A 22736-nucleotide genomic window follows, 5' to 3' on the forward strand; every position below is an offset into this window, starting at 1 on the left:
GTAAAAAGAAGAACATTCATCACTGATTAAAAAAGAAGATGGAGGAAACAATGAAAAGATTATTTGCTATGTTAATGTGTTTGCTTTTGGTCGCAGATCTGTTCTTTATGCCACTCGCATCAGCGAATGCGGCTGAGCCGGAACAGCCTACAGATGAAACGATTCTGCTGACAGAAGAAACGTCAACCGCCCCTGCTTCGGATGAGACTATGGAAAATACCGAAACCGAAGCCTCTTTGGAACCGAAAGAAATCATCGAGACAGCACCGGAAGAACAGCCGGCTGTCGGTGAACAGCCTGTAGAAGATAACGGAACAGAACTTCCTGAAACAGAAGCTCCTCCTGCTGAAGAAGCACCATTGGAAGAAGAAGCTGAAGAGCCAGTTGAAGAGGAACAATTGGAAGAAGAAATCGTCGAAGAAGACATTGCTGAAGAGGAAGAACCACAAGCAGCTTCAGTCATTGCCGAGAACATCTTGACTGCCGCGACGATTACAATTGAAAACGAAGCAGGCGATGAACTCGAAGGCGCCGACCTCAATTCAATTGTCAACCTTCATTACACTTTCAATTTGCCGAACGGACATGGCTATGCGGATGGATCGACATTCTCATTCCAGCTTCCGAAAGAGCTGAATGTATATGAAAAGATCGAGAAATTACCACTTAAAAAGAATAATGAAACAGTCGCTTATCTGGATGTAAGCATGGATGGCACCGCTACACTTACGTTCACGAAATTCATTGAAGAAAACTCTAATATTAGCGGGAATTTCTCCATCTGGTCCCAATTAAAACGGGAAACCATCATCAATGAAGACAGAACGATCGTCATCACACCGATTGCTGGAGGAGCAAGCATCGTAATCCCGCTGAATTTCAATCCCGGCGGTCCTGATATCTCGAAAAAAGGAACACCGAACCGTGCCTACAACGCGGAAACGATCGATTGGACAGTGGATTTCAACAAGTCCATGCAAACACTTTCGAATGCAGTACTGGAAGATATCTTACCGAGCGACCAGGCTCTGCAAGATGGATCGATCAAAATGTATCACTTGATCACCAACATGGACGGCTCGACAACACTCGGTGCACTTGTGAATCCGAATGATTACACAATCAGCGAGCCGGACTTTTCGATTGCGTTCAAAAATGAAATCGATTCCGCTTACCGGGTGGTGTTCACGGTAGATATCACGAATGACTCTGCCAAGAACCTGATCAATAACGCCACATTGAAAGCTGACGGCAAAAAAGATGCAACAGCTTCCGCGACTGTCACAGTCGGCCGCGGCGAACCGCTTCAAAAGACATCAATCAATTATGACAATCGCACGCAAACAATCGGCTGGGAAATCAAATACAATTACAACCAGCGAACAGTCAGCCCATCCGATGCGATCCTGACTGACTTGTTTGATGCTTCCCAAGATGTGCTCTTAGACACGTTCGTCGTGAAAAAAATCAGCATTGATGCAAACGGCAAAGAAGTCGGCAGCGGTGAAACCGTCAATGACTACAGCATCGTGCCGATCACGAAAGACGGCAAAAACGGTTTTACCCTGCAATTCAATGGTACAATCGATTCCGCTTACAAAATCACGTACAAAACAACTGCGAATGAACGTGTTTTTGAAGATGGCAAAATCACTAACGTCGTAACAAGCGAATCATACAAATCAACTGGAACGCGCAATATTTCCCAGCAGATTTTATCTAAAACAAACAACAGTCCCAACTACAAAGACAAAACGGTCAATTGGGAAATCAACTTCAATAATGACAGACAGGAAATGAACAACTTGGTCTTGAAAGACGTCTTCACGAACGGTGGTCTCACGTTCCTGCCAGATAGCCTGAAAATCTCAGGCTTGACTGCTGGAACAGATTACGTCGTCGAAGCGACTGGCAACAACGGCTTTGATATCCGCTTCCTGAAGACCATTACACGTGAACATAAGATCACGTACAAGACAGCCTTCAACTACGAAGCGCGCGATAACCGCTCACTCAACTATCTGCAAAACGACGCGACACTCACTTGGGTGAACGCAGACGGTGAGCAGAAAGAAAAGAAAGCCGTCAGCAACTTCACACCTGACAATTACACACAATCCAACGGTTTCAAGAACGGCTCTTATAATGCAGTGACGAAAGAAATCACATGGAAAGTCGGCATCAACTACAACTTGAAGACGCTAGAGAAAGCACAAGTTGAAGATGAAATCGCAAGCAATCAGAAATTCCTGAAAGACACGCTTGCCGTTTATGAAATGAGCCTTACCGGCGGTGCGAACGGTACAGAAGTGAAAGAATTGACGCCTGGAACGGATTACTCGGTCAGCTGGGTTTCCGATTCGAAGTTCATCGTCGAATTCAAAAACACTTTGACAAAGCCGTATATGATTTCCTACAACACAAGCTTGAAAGATCTTCCGTACGTGGAAAGCACGTACAAAAACACTGCTACGTTGACGAGCGGAGGCACTGCTGAAACGGCGCTTGAAGCGTCAGTCGACATCCCTCATGGCGGCGGTTATGCAACAAAAACTGGCGCGCAGAACGGTAAAATCCTGAACTGGGCAGTCAACATCAACTTTGCTCAGGCAACAATCCAAAATGCGACACTGACGGATACACCAGATGCCAATCAGGAAGTGTTGGCTGACACGATCCGCCTGTACGCTACAACGATCGGAACGGGCGGTCAAGTGACGAAAGGCGCTTTACTGACAGAAGGAACGGATTATACACTTGCTGTCTCAGAAGAGGCACCATCTTCGTTCACCATTGCATTCAAGGAAACGATCAATAAGCCTTATATCCTTGAGTATCAGTCATTCATTCTGAAAGCTCCTACTTCCATCTCCAATGATGTGAAGCTCGACGGACAGAATCTAAGAGAAGATAAAACAGAAACAACGAAAAGTGTTGAAGTCAGACGTACACAAGGAATGGGAGAAGCAACCGGCGAACTCGGCGGCCTGCTTATCACGAAAACAGACAAAACGACTGGTAACGTTCTTTCAGGTGCAACATTCGAGCTGAAAGATCCAGACAGCGGCATCACAGTGAAAACCGGCACGACTGGTGCTGACGGGACGATTCAATTCGAACGATTGCTGTTCGGTGAATACAATCTGGTCGAAACATCCGCACCATCCGGTTATTTGAACGAAGGCAAAACGACTGCTATCACAATCGATAACGGTTATGAAAAAGATAACAGCGAAGAATCAGGCAATGCAGTTACAATTACAAACAGCAAACTGATCCACGCAGTTCAATTGGAGAAAGTCGACGGTGAAGAGTCGGCCAAGAAATTGGCAGGAGCACAATTCTCCCTTTATGAAACAACAAGTGGGACTCCTGAATTGCGCAGCCTTCACAAAACGGATGCACAAGGCCAAATCTACATCGAAGGTCTTGCACCAGGAGATTATCAATTCGTCGAAATTACAGCACCGTTCGGTTATGCACTCGACAATACACCGATTCCATTCACGATCGGCGAGAAACAATTGGAAATGCTGAAACTGGATCCGGTCAAGAACTTCCGAGTCAAAGGCGGCGTCGAATTGACGAAAGAAGACTTTGACATTCCGCTTCTCGGCTTGCAAGGTGCTGTATTCGACCTGCAGGACGCCAGCGGCAAAGTGATTCTAGCGGATCTGACAACAGATGAAAACGGGAAAATCACCATTAGCGGCTTGACGCCTGGCGATTACCGATTCGTCGAAACAGCAGCGCCGTTCGGCTATCATTTGGATGCTGCTCCGATTCCTTTCACAATCGTGGATGCACAAAATGAAATCCTGAAAGTACTAGTGAAAAACCGCATCATCAAAGGCGGCGTCGAATTGACGAAAACGGATGCAGATGACAGCGCCCTTCTTGAAGGCGCAGTGTTCGAATTGCAGACAGCTGAAGGAACAGTCATTCAATCCGGACTCACAACAAACGAACAAGGCAAATTAGCCATCAACAATTTGCGCCCTGGCGCTTATCAATTAGTGGAAACGAAAGCACCGGCCTTCTATCAGCTGGCTGCAGAGCCTTTCGCTTTCACGATCGAAAATGGAACAACTGCACAAATCACGAAAGTGAATGCACCGAACGCGTTGATCACTGGTTCTGTCGAATTGACAAAAGCTGAGACAAACAACGCGGCGAATGTGCTTGCTGGTGCCATCTTCGAATTACAGGATGCAGAAGGCAATGCACTTGAAACAAACTTGGTCACAGATGCTTCAGGCGTCCTGACGGTAACAGACTTGAAGCCGGGCTCGTACCAGCTTGTCGAGACTGCTGCACCTACAGGATATGTACTCGATGCAACGCCATACAGCTTCACGATCGAGCCTACACGCACGGTCGCTGAAATCAAAACAGTAACAATCAACGCTTGGAACGAAATGAAACCAGGCAGTGTCGAATTGACGAAAGTAGCTGCTGAAGATACAGCGCTTGTCTTGGAAGGCGCTGTATTCGAATTACAGGATGCAGAGGGCAATACACTTCAAGAAGGTTTGACGACGAACGCTGAAGGTAAATTCGTCGTGGACGGCCTTGCTCCTGGCGCTTATCAATTCGTTGAAACGGCAGCACCATTCGGCTACGCACGATCCATCGAGCCGATTGCATTCGAAATAGCCTTCAACCAGCCAGAAATGCTGACAATTGAAGTGACGAACGAATTGGCGAACGGCTTTGTGGAACTTGTCAAAGTCGATAGCCGAGACAGCGACATCACGCTTGCCGGAGCCGTATTCCAGCTTTTGGACGAGCAAGGAAATGTCCTTGTTGAACGCATGGAAACAGATGCAGAAGGAAAAATCAAAGCAGAATTGAAACCCGGCAATTATCAATTCATCGAAGTCGAAGCACCATTCGGCTATGAATTGAACAGCACACCAATTCCATTCACAATCGAAATCGCACAAGAAACTGCTGTAGAATTAACAGCTCAAAACGTTATCATTCCAGGAGCAGTGGAACTTCTGAAAGTCGACAGCAATAGACCAGAACGTGTCCTTGCCGGCGCTGTCTTCAAATTGCTCGACGCACAAGGAAATGTGCTTCAAGAAAGACTCGTCACCGATAGCGAAGGAAAAATCTTTGTCGACGAATTGCTTCCAGGAAAGTATCAATTCATCGAAACTAAAGCTCCTTCCAGATACCGTCTGGACCGTACGCCAGTCGATTTCGAAATCGTATTAGGCCAAACAGAAACGCTCGAAGTGACGAAAACGAACCGCCGCTTCATCCCGGAATTCCCGGACAAACCGGAAATTCCAGTACCACCGACCGACCCTGAAGTACCAGTAGATCCTGAGAAACCTACGGACCCTGAAAAGCCGGTTGACCCTGAGAAACCAACTGATCCTGAAAAACCAGTTGACCCAGAAAAGCCAACTGACCCAGAAAAACCAGTTGATCCTGAAAAACCAACTGATCCTGAAACGCCGGTTGACCCTGAGAAACCAACTGATCCTGAAACACCGGTTGATCCAGAGAAACCTACGGACCCTGTAACGCCAGTTGATCCAGAGAAACCGACTGATCCTGAAACACCAGTAGATCCAGAGAAACCGACTGAACCGGAAACGCCAGTTGATCCTGAACAGCCAACTGAGCCGGAAACGCCAGTTGATCCTGAACAGCCAACTGAACCGGAAACGCCAGTTGATCCTGAACAGCCAACTGAACCTGTAACGCCAGTAACACCTGAAACACCAAAAACGCCTGATGTGTCCGGTGTTACACCAGATACAGGAAAAGATAAAGCCGACAAGCCTTCAGCAGGCAAAGTCGAAAATCCGAAACAACCTGTAAAACAACAAACAGATGCAGAGAAACTGCCGCAAACAGGTGAAGAACATGTGCCGTTCCTAATGATCTTAGGATTCGTTCTCCTCTTCGCTGCGAGAAGACTACTGACTGCTGATCACACGAAAAACTAAGGATGTGAGAAGGAGTGCTGATGATGAAAGTGAAACGAATACTCGGCTGGCTGCTCTTGGCTACAGGACTCCTTTGCTTGGCCACTCCTCTGTGGATCGAGTGGCATCATCACCAGGATGTAACAGCCCTGGAGGAAGCACTCTCGCTTGTCGCTGATGCGCAGGACGGCGAAACTTCTAAAGAAGTAGTTGCACAAAACGGTTTTACCGTGCAGGAACTGGAACAAGTGATGGAGCTTGAAATTCCGTCCATCTCCCTCAAGCAATTCGTCTTAAGCGAGACGACGGAAGAAAACTTGAACATCGCCTTGACCCAGATCAAAGAACACCAACAGCCCGGCGCCGGCAATTTCACGATTGCCGGGCATCGTGGCTACCGGGACGGCAGACATTTCAGCAAGCTGGACCAAGTCGAAGCGGGTGAAGAAATACGACTGCACGCTGGAGGCAAAACGTATGTCTACGTCATCTCCGGAGCTGCCGTCATCGCTGAAACCGATGTCCACGTGCTCAATGACACACCAGACCGGACTGAAATCACCTTGATCACGTGCACCCCCTCTGGAAAGCAGCGTATCGCTGTTACAGGAGAGCTGCAGGAAGTCATTGATAGCTAAGACCAAAAGCCCGTACACGCACAGAAATGTGCTTGTACGGGCTTTTTTTACGTTATACTTCCTCCATGCATTGAAAACAAGTAAAGTTCCTCTTCATCTCCGATTGTCCATCCGTCAAAATAGGAACTTGCATGGAACAAATCAAGAAATACATCATCCGCTTGCACAATCAATAGCGGGCAGTGGTCCAGCAGCAACACTTGCTTGATCTGTTTTCCTACTAACAACTCCTTAGCATCTTCCAAAGCGACTGCGTTGGATTTTATATCTGTTTCGCCAAGCAAAATCATCTCCGCGTTCCGGATACGCCATGGGCATTCTATTGTCAAAAACCCGCGTTCAAATTCAAGCGTAAGTTGTCCCGATGTATCGACCGAGACAATCTTCTGTTCAATGAACACATCGAAACAGAGCGGATGTATATGGAGTTGCCAGCGTTTCCTTGCATCCGCTACAATCCAATGTTGGAGGCTCTCTTTCGTATACGCATGGCTATTATCTCCATCCAAATAATCATCCGTCGCATCACTCAATTCCTGCCACTCTTCCTGAAGGTCGGATAACTCGTATGTAATTGCCGTTTGGTAAATCTCTCTGACTACCGAAATCGCATTTTCTCCTGAATACAGTAATTCCATATGAAGCTTTTTCACATAATGATGCACACAATCCAATTCAGCAGGAGTTTGCAGCCCCAACTCCTGCATCGCCTTTTGAAATATCTCTTCGATTTCGAAAAGATTGTGGTGATTTGTCAGCGACATTCCTGCAAGCACCTTTACATTGCGCGAAAATTTATACAGATTGCCGGTTGCCCAAGCTATATAATCTTTCGCTTCCGCACTTCCCCTATAACGCTTGAAATATAAATCCATTATATCCATTTTTCTCACCTGCCCAATCAGTTCTTTATCTAATTTTACGTTTTAAAGATTCGTAGGTTCCACAAAAAAAGAACTCCCATCTTTTCAGTAGGGAGTTCCAGGTGATTGCGATTAAGATTGGAATGTTTTTTTATCCAGCTCCAAAATTTCACCAGTAGATACTTGTACTTCTTTCAGCATCTCCGGATTTTCCATCAGTGACATACCAAGGGAAGGAATCATTTCCTTCAGCTTCGGCTCCCACTCTCCCACTTGATCAGGGAAGCAGCGGTTCATGACATCAAGCATCGCTGTAACGGCTGTAGAAGCACCTGGTGAAGCACCAAGAAGTGCCGCAACCGAACCATCAGCTGCCGCGACCACTTCCGTACCGAATTGAAGTGTCCCTTTGCCGCCTTTTTCCGTATCCTTAATGACTTGTACACGTTGACCAGCCACGAGCATTTCCCAGTCTTCGCTCTTCGCGTTCGGGATGAACTCGCGCAGCTCCTGCATGCGCTTGTCTTTTGACAGCATCAATTGCTGGACGAGGTAAGACGTCAATGGAATGTTTTTGGCGCCGCCTGCAAGAAGCGTCGTCAAATTGTTCGGCTTGATCGAAGTGAACAAATCAAGCAACGAGCCTGTTTTCAAGAACTTCGGTGAGAAGCCCGCAAACGGACCGAACAACAGTGAACGTTTGTTATCGATGAAGCGTGTGTCCAAGTGTGGAACCGACATCGGTGGTGCACCGACAGCCGCTTTTCCGTATACTTTCGCGTAATGCTTCTCAACGACTTCCGGGTTTTTGCAGACCATGAACAAGCCGCTGATCGGGAATCCGCCAAGGTGTTTGCTTTCCGGGATGCCTGTCTTCTGAAGAAGATGGAAGCTACCGCCACCGCCGCCCAGGAAGACGAATTTCGCCGTATGCGTCTCGATCTTGTCGTTGCTGCGCACTTTCACTTCCCAATCGCCTTCGCTCGTACGTTTCAAGTCTTCAACGGCGTGGTTGTAGCGGACATCGACTTGCTGCTCTTCAAGGTGCTTGAATAGCATACGTGTCAAAGCACCGAAGTTGACATCTGTTCCTGCATCGATTTTCGTTGCAGCGATCGCTTCTTGTGGGTTGCGTTCTTCCATGATGAGCGGGATCCACTCTTTCAGTTTTTCCGCATCATCCGAGAACTCCATCGTATCGAACAAAGGGTTTTGCGACATCGCTTCGTAGCGTCGTTTCAGGAAGTCGACATTGTCCTCACCTTTCACCATGCTCATATGTGGCAAAGCCATGATGAAATCCTGCGGGTTCCGAAGTAAATTATTCTTGACGAGATACGACCAGAATTGCAGCGATACTTGAAACTGCTCGTTGACATTGATCGCTTTCGTCATGTCGATCGATCCGTCCGCATTTTCGCTTGTGTAGTTCAATTCGCAAAGTGCTGCGTGACCAGTACCTGCGTTGTTCCACTCATTCGAGCTCTCTTCTCCTGCTGCGCCCAGTTTCTCGAATACTTTGATATTCCAGTCCGGAGCCACTTCTTTCAGCATGGTGCCGAGCGTAGCGCTCATGATGCCTGCGCCAATCAAAATAACATCTGTACTGTTTTTCATGATCCATAACCATCCTTATTTTAAGATTTGCAAAGCTATCCTTGCGCCTCTTATTTTGTCAATACATTCTTTAACTAGTTTATCACAATTCGCAAAGTTGGGTTGAACATTTCGATTGGCCCGAATAGAAATAATCGGAAGGACAAAACCTGTTCTCAGAAAAAAAGAAAGACATGAACCGCAACGCGATCCGTGTCTTTCTTTTCATTTGGCAAAGAATCAGTACAGCAGTTTCGTTGCTTTCGAATTCACAAGCCGGTGAACGAGCACTGCACCAAGTATGGCTCCGCTGATGCTCGAAACGAGAAAAGCCGGCATGAAGAACAAAGCACCCGCTTCGGTACCCATCAAGATACGCGCATAAGGAACCGCAACAAGAGAGGCAATAATCCCGGTGCCGATTACTTCCCCGGCTCCTGCAAGCCATACCTTGCCGAACTTCAGATATAAAACGCCCGCGAAAAATGCGCCGATCATGCCCCCTGGAAACGCAAGCAGCGAGCCGGTTCCAGTCAGTACACGCACAGCTGCTGTCAGAAATGCGATCAGTACTGCCGGCCCCGGCCCGAATAGCACCGCTGCCAACACATTGACAGCGTGCTGGATCGGATAAGCGCGCGCGACACCTGCAGGGAAATAAATAAAAACTGAACCGGCTACAGCGATGGCAGTAAACATGGCGATCAAGACCATTCTTTTCGTTGTCATACAGGAGCGCCTCCTTTACATGAAAGTCTGAATCGCTGGATCTGTCCTTTTATGTTATCAGCTTGTGCCAAAGAGGAAATCACGGCGACAGATGAGGCGCCTGCCTCCCATACCGCTCCAGCATTTTCTGGCGTAATTCCGCCGATTCCGACAATCGGAAGTTCCGGATACTGCAGGCTGACCGACCGGATCCCTTCTGTCCCAGCAGGCTTTTTTGCATCACTTTTTGTTTGTGTGCCGTAGACCGGCCCCATTCCGACATAGCCCGCTCCAGCAACTTTCGCCCGCTCCGCTTCCACAACAGAATGGACAGAAACACCAAGAATCTTGTCTTCTCCGATTCTCCGCCTTACTTCCGCACAATTCATATCGTCCTGGCCAACGTGTACACCGTCCGCATCGATTCGGCAAGCGAGTTCAACGTCGTCGTTGATAATAAATGGCACGCTGTAAGCCTGGCATAGTGCTTGGCACTCCTTCGCGAATGTCTCAAGTGCGCTATCTGTTAATGCGCCATTTCCTTTCTCGCGCAGCTGGAACCAATCGATTCCGCCTTCCAGCGCTTCCCCGAGCAGCACGAGCGGCTCTTTTCCTCCGCAGTTTTCAGTTCCCATGATGAAATAGAGGGACGGCTTATCGAACAACATATACTTCCTCCCTCTCTTCGGCGTTCCGAAACGCGCTATGATTCGTCGGGCCATGTCCGCCGCCGATATTCAGCGGATGCGCGAGTGCTGCCTGAATAAATTGTTTAGCGGTATGGAGTGCCATTTCGACCGCCTCACCCTTCGCTAATTCTGCCGCCAGTGCCGCTGAGAACGTGCAACCGGTGCCGTGCGTCTGGATCGTTTTGAGGCGCGCGGAACGAAGTAGGAGTGATTCACCATTTCTATCCAAATAAAAGTCTTCAGAGAAATCCGGGGAAGTCCCGTGGCCGCCTTTGATCACTACTCCCTCAGCTCCAAAGACCAGAATGCGTTCCGCCGCCTTTTGTCTGGAGACTGCATCATGAATTACCATCCCACTCAATACTTCCGCTTCCGGAATGTTCGGCGTGACCACTTTCGCAAGCGGCAACAAATACTTTTGCATCGCTTCCACCGCTTCATGCTGAAGGAGGGAGGCGCCGCCTTTGGCAATCATGACCGGGTCGGTGACAATATTTTGCCATCCGTAACGCTGAATGCCTTCCGCTGTTTCTTCAATCAGCTCCGCGTCAAACAGCATGCCTGTCTTCAGAGCAGCAATTTCAAAATCGTCCCCGATTGCATCGATCTGTTGCCGGACCGCATCCCGGCTCATCGGGAAAACGCCGTGCACCCCCAGCGTGTTTTGGGCCGTCACTGCCGTCAGAACAGAAGCTGAATAAACACCGAGTTCCTGGAATGTCTTAATATCTGCCTGGATGCCCGCTCCTCCGCCGGAATCCGAACCAGCGATCGTCAATACTTGCTTAGTCATGTTGCGCCACCTCCATACGTACTCGTTCTGCCATGTCCGTCTCCGTCAAACAAGCGAGCTCATCGAGAAAGTGCTGCTGCAGACTGCCTGGCCCTCGCGACCGCTCCGCAGCCCGTTCTCCTGCAATTGCATAAAACCGCGATGCTTCGGCAACAGCAGCGACAGAAGGTTTTGGCGAAACGGCGAGAAAAGCAGCGGCTACACTGCTGAGCAGACAGCCCATTCCGGTTACCGCACTCATGGCGCTGCTGCCGTACGGAATTCGTTCCACAGTTTCCCCGTCCGTGACGATGTCAATTTCACCCGTTACCGCAACGATCAATCCGTAGCGCCGCGCCGTTTCAATCGCGAGCTCTTCGATATTTGCTGCGCCGTCTCCTGCATCGACGCCTTTCGCTTGCCATTCCGCTCCTGCGATGGCTGCAAGCTCTCCCGCATTGCACCGGAGCAGCGCGATCTCGATTTCCTCCAAAAGCTGACGGACCGTCGCCAGGCGAAACGGCGTCGCGCCCGCGCCGACCGGATCGAGTACGACCGGGATCCCTGCTTCATTCGCAGCTCCTCCCGACTTCAGCATGGAATCGCGTGAACGCTGTGTGAGTGTCCCGATATTCAACGACAATGCACCGGCGATGGATGTCAACGCTTCCGTTTCTTCGATGGCATCTCCCATGATCGGCGATGCGCCGAGTGCGAGGAGGCCGTTCGCCTGGAAATTCGAGACGACGTGGTTCGTGATGCAGTGGATGATCGGGCCCTTTTCCCGTACTTCTCCCAGCACATCAAACACCTGCCTTATTCGAAGTTGCAACGTCCCAGCTTTCCATCGTCCACGCCTGCTGCCAGAAATGCCATTCGTAATAAACGCTGCGCCGGAAATGCGTTTTCAGCTCGTTTCGCCTTTCTTGCGGCAGCTTGTCCGCCAGTTCGTTCATCCGCCCGATCTGTTCGTTCACAAGCTCTCCGAACCATTCCGAACCGTACGTGCCGATCCAGCGGTCATAAATCGGGTGATCCGGTTTCGCATCCTTCAGCCGCTCCCCGATCTCCCAGTACAGCCAGTAGCACGGCAAGATCGCCGCCAAAACATCCGCCAAATCCCCTTCCGCCGCGCGGTACATGTGCGACACGTAGGCGTAGGCGCTTGGAGACGGCTCGAAATTCTTCTTATCCGCCTCCGTCACGTCGAGCAGCTCCATGAAGGATGCGTGCAGCGCGAGTTCCGCCTCGCACGTCTGCCCGGCATGGTGCGCAAAACTCTTCGTCGTCTCCAAATCCGTTGCCTTCACCGCGCCAAGCGCCTGGACTTTGGCAAAATGCGTCAAGTAATAGGAATCCTGTAGTACATAAAAACGGAACACATCGAGCGGCAGCGTGCCATCCGCGATCCCTTTTACGAACGGATGATCGAAACTCGCTTCCCATAAACCGTTGTTCTCTGTCCTTACCTCTTCACAAAATGTCATCTTTCCTATCTCCTTTCTTAGGCAAATAAAAACACCGCTTTCCAGGAAAGGAAAGCGGCGATTGAGGTCAGCAGAAAAACGGGAAAATGCTCACGTTCGCCCACTTTCCTCCGCTGGTATGATCCAGATCAGGTTCAAAGGGTCCAAGCTTCTGCTTGTCTCAGCCGGTACACGGCTCCCCTAGTGGTTTGCGGTATTCGTTTGTCGGGACTACTATAGCACACAGGATTGGAAAGTTCAAAATGTTTCTTTACTTCCTTAAATTGTCTGCTCACTATTCTTTTCCGAGCGGCTCTGCAGCTTCACGGATAGATTGTTCCAGTTCGGCTGCATATGCGTCGCGCTGCTCTGCTGTCCAGCCGAACTCCTGCTCCATGAAGTCGATGACGGCCCGCTGGTGACGGCGAACCCAGCCGATTGCGAAAAACAGCGCACCGGTGCGCCGGATGAAGAAGTCTGACGGTTTATACGCAGCCTCATACTCAATTGCATAACGGAGCATCGCGTAAACGAATGGGTTCCCTAAGCTTGAGAGCCCTGCTTCCTGATAATAAGAAAAGACGGTTTCCACATTCGAGCCGTAGCGCTGGATCAAAAATTTCGCTTGTCGCTCATCGATTCCGGCCTCTTTCGCTTTCACCAGCATCGTAGATTTGAATTTTCGGAACCCGGCGGACCCTCCGGTATCCCCGCCGGAAAGCGGCATCGATCTAGTACTGCTTGCTGGGTACATGCGGCCCGTTTCATCCGCCAATTGTTTAACGACGAGGTCTACAATGGTTTCCGCCATCTTCCGGTAGCCGGTCAATTTCCCGCCGGCGATCGACAACAGCCCGGTGTCCGACAGGAACGTTTCGTCTTTACGCGAGATTTCCGAAGGCGATTTGCCGTCTTCGTGAATGAGCGGACGCAGCCCTGCCCAGCTGGATTCAACGTCTTCCGCTGTCATCCTCACTCCTGGAAAAATAAAGTTGATTGCATCGAGCACATAATCGCGGTCCCGGGCAGTCACGACCGGGCGCGCAATGTCGCCTTTATAAACGGTATCAGTCGTACCGACATAGGTTTTCCCTTCCCTTGGAATCGCAAAAACCATCCGGCCATCCGGCGTATCGAAATACACTGCCTGCTTCAGCGGGAATCGCGTATTATCAAAAACAAGGTGAATGCCCTTTGTTAGCTGAAGCGACTTTCCTTTACGTGAGTGGTCCGCTTCCCGGAGCGTATCCACCCACGGGCCGGCCGCATTGATTGTTTTGGCTGCCCTCACTTCATGCACGCTTTGATCCAGTTCGTCCCGGACCTTCGCACCGATCACTTTGCCGCCTTCATAAAGAAATTCTGTGACTTTCATATAATTGATGGCCAATGCTCCGCACTCCACCGCTTTTTTCATCACCTCAAGCGTCAGACGGGCGTCATCCGTCTTATACTCCACGTAACGCCCTGCACCCTTGATGCCTTCCGATTTCAGCAGCGGCTCCTTTTTGAGCGCCTGTTCTGCTGACAGCATCCGGCGGCGTTCACCCTTTTTGACACCTGCCAAAAAATCGTAGACGCGAAGGCCAATGTTTGTCGTGAGCGGTCCGAATGTCCCTCCTTTGTAAAAAGGCAGCAGCATCCATTCCGGTGTCGTGACGTGCGGTCCGTTCTCATAAACGATCGCCCGCTCCTTCCCGACTTCCGCCACCACTCCGATTTCAAATTGCTTCAGGTAACGAAGGCCCCCGTGCACCAATTTTGTGGAACGGCTCGAAGTTCCCGCTGCAAAGTCCTGCATTTCGACGAGTGCAACTTTCAGTCCGCGCCCTGCTGCATCCAGAGCGATCCCTGCCCCCGTGATGCCTCCTCCGACAACGAGCAGATCAAAATGCTCCTTTTCAAGCTTTGCCACATGGGCTGTACGTTCCTTATTCGTAAATGACATTTCCGTCTCTTCCTTTCTTCTTGCAGAACGAAAAAAAGAGACCGCAAAGCTGCCCCACTTCCATTTGGAAGCAAGGCGCTGCGGTCTCTCTGATTCTCGGTCCGATTTATTAACTTGTCCCCATTATAGCATAGTGGCTGACTTCTTTAAAGCTGTGCATTCTCAGTGGGCAACGGGCATTTTGTATTCCCGGGTCGCGGAAACTGCCCGTTTCCAGCCGTCATAGAGCGATTCGCGCCGGCCCTCTTCCATCTCTGCTGTAAACGTACGATCGATCCTCCACTGTGCGGCGATGTCTTCTTTCTTTTCCCAGAAGCCGACAGCCAAGCCCGCCAGAAAAGCCGCGCCGAGCGCCGTTGTCTCATCTTCGTCCGGGCGGTCGACCGGAACGCCGAGAATATCGCTTTGAAATTGCATGAGGAAATTATTCTTCACCGCTCCGCCGTCCACACGAAGCGAAGCAATGCCGATGCCGGAGTCGGCGGCCATCGCCTCCAGCACATCCCGCGTCTGGTAAGCAAGGGCCTCCAAGGTCGCCCGGATGAAATGTTCTTTCGTCGTGCCCCTCGTCAACCCGAACATCGCCCCTCTGGCATCGCTGTCCCAATATGGGGTGCCAAGACCGACAAACGCCGGAACAAGGTAAAGTCCTTCAGCAGATTCGACGCGTTCGGCATATTGCTCACTGTCCTCCGCATGATTGATCATCCGCAAGCCGTCCCGCAGCCATTGAATGGCGGATCCTGCAACAAAGATGCTGCCTTCCAGTGCATACTCAACTTTTCCGTCCAGGCCCCAGGCAATGGTCGTGAGCAGGCCATGTTCCGATTGCACAGCTTTCTCACCAGTGTTCATCAGCATGAAGCTCCCCGTTCCGAAAGTCGTTTTCGCCATCCCTTCTTCAAAACAGGCCTGTCCGAATAACGCCGCCTGCTGATCACCCGCGATGCCCGCAATCGGCACGTCCAGACCGAAAAAATGCGCATGGTCTGTATGTGCATAAACCTCAGAAGAAGAACGCACTTCCGGAAGCATGCTTTCCGGCACATCGAGCATTTTCAACAGCTCCGCATCCCATTGAAGTTCGTGGATATTGAACAGCAATGTGCGGGAAGCATTCGAGAAATCCGTGATGTGAGCCATCCCTCCTGACAATTTGTAGAGGAGCCATGTGTCCATCGTCCCGAAGAGAAGCTCCCCGTTTTCCGCCTGCGCACGCGCACCAGGTACATGGTCCAGAAGCCATTTGATCTTCGTGCCCGAGAAATACGGATCGAGCAGCAGACCGGTTTTTGTCTTCACCATCTCTTCATGTCCTTCTTCACGCAGTTGCTGACAAATCGCTTCGGTCTGTCGGGATTGCCAGACAATCGCCCGGTGCACCGGCAAACCGGTCTCTTTGTTCCAGACGACTGCGGTCTCTCGCTGGTTCGTGATTCCGATGCCTGCAATCTGCTCGGGCGCTACCTGTGCTTTTCTGAGCACTTCCGCGATACAGGCGAGCACTGAATTCCAGATTTCCAGGGCATCATGCTCCACCCAGCCCGGCTCAGGAAAATGCTGCTCGAATTCCTGCTGGGCAGTTTTCACAACGCTGCCGCCCCGATTGACAAGCATTGCACGCGTACTTGTTGTCCCCTGATCGAGGGACAATATGAATTGTTCCAAAATATTTCCTCCTTCTGAACGGCTGAAAAGCCAAGAAAAAACAAGGGACCGCCTTACCGCCCCTTGTTTTCTTTAAACGTTTAAAAGATTGTGTAGAGCACTGTATTCGCCAGGGTGATCATTGTAAACAGAATCGTGTTCAAGAAAGCACCCAGGTACATATTTCCTGTTTTCCGGTAGAAATAGCGGTTGAACACTGCCGCAATCAACAGCACCGGCACCAATCCGATGACGATGATCGAGGACAGGGATTCCGCTGGATAGCCGCCGGTCCCGATGATGAAGAGCAGACCGTAATGGTAAACCAGATACAGCAGCAAGCCTCCGATAAAGTGCAGAATGGCGGCCAGATAGCCTTTGATGCCATCGTATGCACGGCTCGCCGTATTCATATTGACCGCCAGTCCGACGATGAAATAATAGATCAGGAAGAGCGGTGCATAGCGCAGAAGCGCCCAGAAATGCTGCTCCTCGAACGTCTTGACAGCAAACGTCCAAAGCCGGAAGTCGACGTTGAAGACAGCATCGACTAAATACAGGATACCGTATCCAACTCCCACTGCGACGACGGCTGTTGCCAATGCAGAAACAATCGTCTTGAAGCCTGCTTTGACACCGTACGTTGCAATCGTTGCGCCTTCTGCCTTTCTTGTAGCGAAATGATAGCCGACCAAAATCATCAGCATCACTATCGCCACGTTGATTGCCCAGTAAACGGTCGGGTTGACGGTCGCGCCGCCCATCCATTCCGTCGTTTCAAAGAAGCTCTCCTGCGCGCGCAGGAAGACGTATTGTACGATACTGAGGGCAAGAATCAAACCGGATCCGAGCTTGACGGAACGGCTGGCTCCTTTGACAAGACCGGCGATCAGGATGAATCCTGATAATCCGATGGAAATCATGCTGATCTGGCGGAGCAGCCGCATGCCTGTTTCATCCCCGCTGTAGAGGGCGGTGAAGAACAGGGCCGGATACAGTGCGCCGACGAGCAATAAAATATAGCCGATCAGCCTTGCTCCGTCCGTTTTCGGTGCATCGAATGCTTCCGGACGGGATGTGTAGACCCAATTGAAGAATGGCAGTTTCGTCAATAGCCCGATGAGCGGGATGAACAGCAGGAAAAAGCCGATCAATGCAACGAATGAGAACCACTCTTTCCACATCCATGTCTGATCATCTTCGCCGATTTGGATCAGTCCCTCGTGTTCGGCAAACGCCATGTCATAAAAATCGATTGCATAGCCGGTGGACGTTTTCGAGAAGTGGTTCCACGGGTGTGTTTCTTTTGGCTGGTAAATGACGCGCTGTCCACCGTCCACTTCATAAACTGTGCCCGCTTCGGCGCTTTCAAGGCCGCCTAGGAATCCGAGCCCTTCCGGCGTGCTGACGTAGTCCTTTTTCGCTACCGGCCCGGCAGCCCCTTCTGCGTTGAAGAAGAATTCATCATACACACCGGCGATTTTTCCGGATGGCCGCGGACCATATGCGACATTGATTTCTTCATCCGTGTAGCCCATTGTTTTCAGCCACTGATAGTCCGACCCCATCGTCAGGGAGCTTTGGATTTTACGGATCCCCGATTGTTCATAATCCAATTCATCGAGCATCACAGCGTGTGTGGAGGAGAACCCTCCCATCGAATGACCCGAAACTGCGATCATCCCGTTGCCCTCTTCATCTTTCAGAACGAAATCCTGCTCATACATATACTGAACCGCGTCATACATCGCGAGCGGCCAGAATGAGAAGAACGGAACCGGTTTTTCCATCGTGCCTGTGGAATGACCGTGATCATACATATCCAGCGCCAAGACGACATAGCCGCGTTTCGCCATCTCGATCGCCTGTGCATCCTGCATCTCCCCGGAGTTCAAATAGCCGTGGGTCGCGATCACTGCCGGCCTCGGTTCTGCATCAGCACCGTCCGGCTTGTAAAGAAGCCCGGAAAGTTCTCCGCGTTCCGTTTCAAAATAAATCCGTGAAACGTCTGCGTTTCCGCCTGCCTGGTTGAAATGGGATGCTGCGATGCTTCCCACTAAAATAAGAGCAAGTGATATAACCAGTAACACAAACGACTTTTTCATTTTTCGCATTTTCTTCTCCCTCTCTTCCTGAGTGTTTTCAATCCGGCAGCCGGCGGACTTCCTCTTTGTTACCGCCCTTTGACTTCACGCACATGCGCGCAAGAAAAAAATAGACACATCGAATCAGCCTGGCATCCGCCAGGGCAGTCAATGTGTCTCATTTATCTCGGCACGGATTTATTAACTTGTGCTCAGTATAGCGGACAGTGAAAACGCTGTCAATACGAGTAGGTCGAATTTTGCAAATTCAAAAACAGCCCTTACCACAAATCCACATTCGAAGTCGTCACCGCGTGTGCACCGTTGCGGATGGCAATCTCCACATCATTCTGTGTCCGGATCAGCCCGCCTGCAATTACAGGAATGCCTGTTTCCTCGCGGATTTCCTGAATGATTCCAGGGAGCACGCCAGGCAGCACTTCGATGTAATCCGGCTGCAGCTTTTTGCATGCCTTCAAATTGTGATCGAGCGCATGGCTGTCCAGTGCAAACAAGCGCTGGATCCCGATAATATTGCGCTTTCTTGCAAATGAAATTACATTCGCCCTTGTCGAAATGATGCCATCCACTTTCACATTATTGACCAGGTATTCAAGTCCGTATTCATCCACCTTCAAGCCTTGAATCAAGTCCACGTGCATATAAACTTGCTTGCCCTTTTTCTTGGCATATTTCACGGTACTTTCGACAGTCGATAAACGGGTTTCCAGAAAAATGATTTTTTCGTGGTCTGTTTGGAGCGCTTTCTCGAAGTCTTTCATGTTGCGGATTGCTGGAATAACTGATTTATTCATTGCGTTCCCTCCGTCTCCCTATTCTGCGAGATTTAAAGGGAAATGACAAGAAAGTTGATTGCACTCTCTCTTTTGTTTCACGTGAAACAAAACGCACCCGCACAGGAAGCTTCAGTTGCTTCTGTACGGATGCGTTTGCAATCTTACTCGTCCATCCCCATCGATTCCTTGTACTTCTCCAAATACACCTTCTCAGAAGGACTCGCCATTTCCAACCCGGTCATGGCACGATGCCAGTTCGGATACAGCGGCTTCGGACGCGCGACGCGTTCGATGCGGTCGTGCTCTTCTTCGGTCAGTTGGATGTCAAAGGAAGCAATGTTTTCCTTCAGCTGCTCCTCGTTTCTTGCAGCGATGACGACCGGCCCGACGTTCGGACGGTCCCTGACCCATGCGTAGGCAATCTGCGGCACGGATGCGCTGTGGTTCGAAGCGACTTCTTCGAGGGCGTCGATCACTTGATACAGCCGCTCCTCGTCCTGCACCCAAGGCTCCGGCCAGCCGCCGCCTTGGCGCGTGTTCTCGGGCGCTTCCTTGCCTCGGCCGATTTTGCCGTTCAAGAGACCTTCGCCGAGCGGACTCCAGATCATCGACGAGACGCCGAGTTCGGTTCCTGCCGGCAGCAACTCATATTCCGCTTCCCGCGCTTCCGGCGTATAGTAAATCTGCTGGGTGATCGGCGGAATAAAGCCGTTTTCTACAGCGAACGTGTGCGTTTTCGCGAGCGCCCAGCCGCTGTAGTTCGAAACGCCCCAATGGCGGATCTTCCCGGATTTCACGAGCGTCGTCATCGTCTCGACCGTCTCCTCGACGGGCGTCTGACCATCCCATAAATGGACGAAATACAAGTCCAAATAATCCGTGCCGAGCCGCTCCAATGTTTCATCCAGCGACTTGACGATATTGCTGCGCGACGCTCCCCGCTCCCACGGATTGTCACTGAGCGGAAAGCCCGCCTTCGACGAAATAAGCACATCACTCCGGTGCCCTTTGACTGCTGCTCCGAGCACCCGTTCTGCATCCCCTTTCGAGTAAAGGTTTGCTGTATCGAACATATTGATGCCCGCTTCAAGACTCATATCGACCATCCGGCGCGCCTGTTCTTCTTGAACATCTCCAGCTGCTTCGAAACCATTCGTTCCGCTGAACGGAATCGTTCCCAGAATGTACTTCGGCACGCGGAGACCCGACTTACCAAGATAGATATATTCCATTACGTGATTCCTCCCATTGTTTTCAGCTTTTCGAACAAACTTCAACAATAGTAGAATACCCCTCAACCGCTCGGGCAAAACGGCTGCCGCTCCAAAAAACCGCAGACAGGATTGTCTGCGGGACCTTTATTCAAGTTGCTGCTGAAGACGCTGCAGCCTGATCAGCTTTTACACAATCGATCGCGATGACGATTCCAATGATCAGATGCTCAAGGTCCTCTTCGAGAATCTCCACCTGGTAGCTGTCTCCCCAGCTGAACCATTGCTTGCTGACGCTGCCGATCACTTCGCTGCGGCGCAGCACTTGGAAGTTCATGTCCCAAACATTCCCTTCCACCGTCACGTCTTCTGCATCGATCTGGTAACGCGCCTTGAAGAAAGAAAATTCCTTCTTGATTGTCACCATCTCACGCCCGTCCACCTCCAGATAAAATGTCGGCAGGAAACTGAACGTCTTCTTCGTGATGACTGCAATCTGTTCATTTTCTTCATCATAAACCGAGAATGTCTTCGGAATCTGCAGAAAACTGCCCTCTACAAAATACACATCACGTTCGGCTTCATCTCTCACCGTAAATTTGCCGCTCAAACTGAATACTTTCTGTTTGATATACAACCGCTTCATGCCGCTCACTCCTTCTTTATTGTTACTTCAAGAAAGAGGACCGGAATCCCTGCTGGAAAAGAAAAAAAGCATGCTGTCATGCAACATGCTTTCCAATAAACAAGTTCATATTAAACGGACGGGTTTCGGTACACTTCCACCCGGTTACGCCCTTGCCGTTTCGCAGCGTACAAGGCTAGATCTGCTTTGTTCAGCAGCTGATCGATCGATTCCCCGTCCTCTTGCGAAAGTTCAGCTACGCCACTGCTCAGCGTTACAGAAATCACTCCTGTCGCTGTTTCCAATGACGTCTGCTCGATCTGCCTGCGCAGCCGTTCTGCGAGCTCCTGACCTGCTGCCGCGTCCAATCCTTCAAGTACAAGCACGAACTCTTCCCCGCCGTAGCGGGCAAACAGCATGCCTTCCTCCAGCTGCTCTTCGCACACCTTTACGATATGCCGCAGCAGCCGATCGCCGACATGATGACCATACGTATCATTCACCCGCTTAAAGTGATCGATGTCGATGAGCACGATCGTGAAGTGCACTCCCTGTTCTTTCGCAGACGCGAGCTGCCTGTTGCTTTGTGCGAAAAACGCACGGCGGTTGTAAATACCTGTCAGATCGTCGTAATAGACAAGTTCCTCAAGCTTCATCTTCAGATTCTTCTCCTCGGTGATGTCGTTCAGGATAAGCAACAGCCCTTTCGCGGTGTTCGCGTGCTGCAACGAGGAGATGCGCACTTGATATACCCGCTCCGATTGATCTGTTTTCAACTGCAGCTCCTGGGCGATTTCTGTTTTCCATTCGAATGGAAATGCCTTGCCGGAAAGTTCTTTCCACACTGTTTCAAAATCCCGGCCGAAAAACGATTTGTCTAAGGCCGGAAACATCTGCTTACTCGCTCTATTGAACTCGATCAGGCGATGTGATTCATCCAGCACGATGACGCCATCATTGATGCTGTTGAAAATCGCATCCTTCGCGACCGGCATGAGCGCAAACAGTCGGGCTGAACTGATCGCCCATAAATAGAGCAGCGAGGAAAGACACAACGCCATCGGCACCGGGTCAACTCCTTGTGGACGCAGGCCAAGCAAATAAACGAAGCCGGCTCCCAGCGGAATCAGCTGTCCATATAGTAAGGCCATCAATTGCGGCCGATACGTCACTTCTGTTTCCTTCCAGCGAAGAAGGATGAGCAGGACCGCCCCAAACAGGCACACGCAGGTGTAGATCCCATGGACGATATACCAAATGCCGATTTCGACATGGATGAACGGCGCACCAAGCGCAGGGTCAATTTCGAAGATGCGGTAATGCAGATGGTGCCAATCGTTCGTCGCCACCATCAGGAAACTCATGACCGGGATGACGAAGAGCGCAAATTGACTCTTCCATGTCAGCTTGATACCCAAATAATGCATGATGAACACCAATCCGAGAGCAGTAGAGGCCGGCATCCCGATGTATTGGATGATTGTCCATAATTTCGCCTGCTCCACGTTCGTCGCGGATAGAGCGAATGCTGCAGCGAAGCAATAGATCACGATGGCTCCTGTATAGAGGATAAAATATTTGGCGATGCGCCGATTGTAATGATGCCGCTTGACAAAAACATAGACGCACAGGAACAAGTTCAAGACACCTGACACACTGATCAGTGAGATATATGCCGTTAATGGGAGACTCATAAGCGCCTACCTTCCGAACGTTTAATTTGTTTCTAACTTAGCACATCGGGAGG

At 50.4% G+C, this 22736-nt stretch carries 16 protein-coding genes and 1 riboswitch; of the genes, 2 read left to right on the top strand and 14 right to left on the bottom strand.

All coding sequences use genetic code 11. The features are described 5' to 3' along the window. The first annotated feature begins 68 nt into the window (after positions 1-68). Together GIW82_RS08740 and GIW82_RS08745 are read left to right on the top strand one after the other, a co-directional pair. On the top strand, positions 69-5966 hold the full coding sequence (locus GIW82_RS08740) for a SpaA isopeptide-forming pilin-related protein (protein ID WP_195913991.1): 5898 nt from the start codon (positions 69-71) through the stop codon (positions 5964-5966). A gap of 23 nt (positions 5967-5989) precedes the next feature. Next, a complete protein-coding gene (locus GIW82_RS08745; protein ID WP_230309281.1) occupies positions 5990-6583 on the top strand; it encodes a class D sortase in 594 nt (197 codons plus the stop codon). A 47-nt stretch (positions 6584-6630) separates the two neighbouring features. Here the strand turns inward: GIW82_RS08745 and GIW82_RS08750 are convergent, their stop codons facing one another. The 14 genes from GIW82_RS08750 to GIW82_RS08815 form a co-directional block, all read right to left on the bottom strand. Then, positions 6631-7458 (bottom strand): hypothetical protein, encoded by an 828-nt coding sequence (locus GIW82_RS08750; RefSeq protein WP_230309282.1) that lies wholly within the window; start codon positions 7456-7458, stop codon positions 6631-6633. Positions 7459-7578: 120 nt separating this feature from the next. Next, positions 7579-9063 (bottom strand): malate dehydrogenase (quinone), encoded by a 1485-nt coding sequence (mqo, locus tag GIW82_RS08755; protein WP_154749449.1) that lies wholly within the window; start codon positions 9061-9063, stop codon positions 7579-7581. 219 nt (positions 9064-9282) lie between these two features. Next, on the bottom strand, positions 9283-9771 hold the full coding sequence (thiW, locus tag GIW82_RS08760) for an energy coupling factor transporter S component ThiW (RefSeq protein WP_154749450.1): 489 nt from the start codon (positions 9769-9771) through the stop codon (positions 9283-9285). Further along, positions 9768-10418: a thiamine phosphate synthase gene (thiE, locus tag GIW82_RS08765; protein ID WP_154749451.1), complete on the bottom strand. Its 651-nt coding sequence runs from the start codon at positions 10416-10418 to the stop codon at positions 9768-9770. Before thiE ends, thiW begins: the two co-directional genes overlap by 4 nt. Then, positions 10405-11232, bottom strand: coding sequence for a bifunctional hydroxymethylpyrimidine kinase/phosphomethylpyrimidine kinase (thiD, locus tag GIW82_RS08770; protein WP_154749452.1), 828 nt, complete (start codon positions 11230-11232; stop codon positions 10405-10407). The genes thiE and thiD overlap by 14 nt, the downstream gene beginning before the upstream one ends. After that, positions 11225-12022: a hydroxyethylthiazole kinase gene (gene thiM, locus GIW82_RS08775; RefSeq protein WP_370456145.1), complete on the bottom strand. Its 798-nt coding sequence runs from the start codon at positions 12020-12022 to the stop codon at positions 11225-11227. The genes thiD and thiM overlap by 8 nt, the downstream gene beginning before the upstream one ends. Then, positions 12015-12698: a thiaminase II gene (gene tenA / locus GIW82_RS08780; protein WP_154749454.1), complete on the bottom strand. Its 684-nt coding sequence runs from the start codon at positions 12696-12698 to the stop codon at positions 12015-12017. Before tenA ends, thiM begins: the two co-directional genes overlap by 8 nt. 88 nt (positions 12699-12786) lie before the next feature. Further along, positions 12787-12890, bottom strand: a riboswitch (TPP riboswitch). 82 nt (positions 12891-12972) lie between these two features. Next, positions 12973-14625, bottom strand: coding sequence for a glycerol-3-phosphate dehydrogenase/oxidase (locus GIW82_RS08785; protein ID WP_154749455.1), 1653 nt, complete (start codon positions 14623-14625; stop codon positions 12973-12975). A gap of 162 nt (positions 14626-14787) precedes the next feature. Further along, positions 14788-16293 (bottom strand): glycerol kinase GlpK, encoded by a 1506-nt coding sequence (gene glpK / locus GIW82_RS08790; protein ID WP_154749456.1) that lies wholly within the window; start codon positions 16291-16293, stop codon positions 14788-14790. An 80-nt stretch (positions 16294-16373) separates the two neighbouring features. After that, positions 16374-18377 (bottom strand): dienelactone hydrolase family protein, encoded by a 2004-nt coding sequence (locus tag GIW82_RS08795; RefSeq protein WP_230309283.1) that lies wholly within the window; start codon positions 18375-18377, stop codon positions 16374-16376. Between the two features lie 260 nt (positions 18378-18637). Next, positions 18638-19171 (bottom strand): glycerol-3-phosphate responsive antiterminator, encoded by a 534-nt coding sequence (locus GIW82_RS08800; RefSeq protein WP_154749458.1) that lies wholly within the window; start codon positions 19169-19171, stop codon positions 18638-18640. Between the two features lie 143 nt (positions 19172-19314). After that, positions 19315-20385: an aldo/keto reductase gene (locus GIW82_RS08805; RefSeq protein WP_154749459.1), complete on the bottom strand. Its 1071-nt coding sequence runs from the start codon at positions 20383-20385 to the stop codon at positions 19315-19317. A gap of 130 nt (positions 20386-20515) precedes the next feature. Continuing rightward, a complete protein-coding gene (locus GIW82_RS08810; protein ID WP_154749460.1) occupies positions 20516-21010 on the bottom strand; it encodes an LURP-one-related/scramblase family protein in 495 nt (164 codons plus the stop codon). A gap of 110 nt (positions 21011-21120) precedes the next feature. Then, on the bottom strand, positions 21121-22683 hold the full coding sequence (locus tag GIW82_RS08815) for a histidine kinase N-terminal 7TM domain-containing diguanylate cyclase (protein ID WP_154749461.1): 1563 nt from the start codon (positions 22681-22683) through the stop codon (positions 21121-21123). Positions 22684-22736 lie beyond the last annotated feature (53 nt).

Source organism: Planomicrobium sp. YIM 101495, assembly GCF_009707665.1.
Classification (GTDB): Bacteria; Bacillota; Bacilli; order Bacillales_A; family Planococcaceae; genus Planococcus.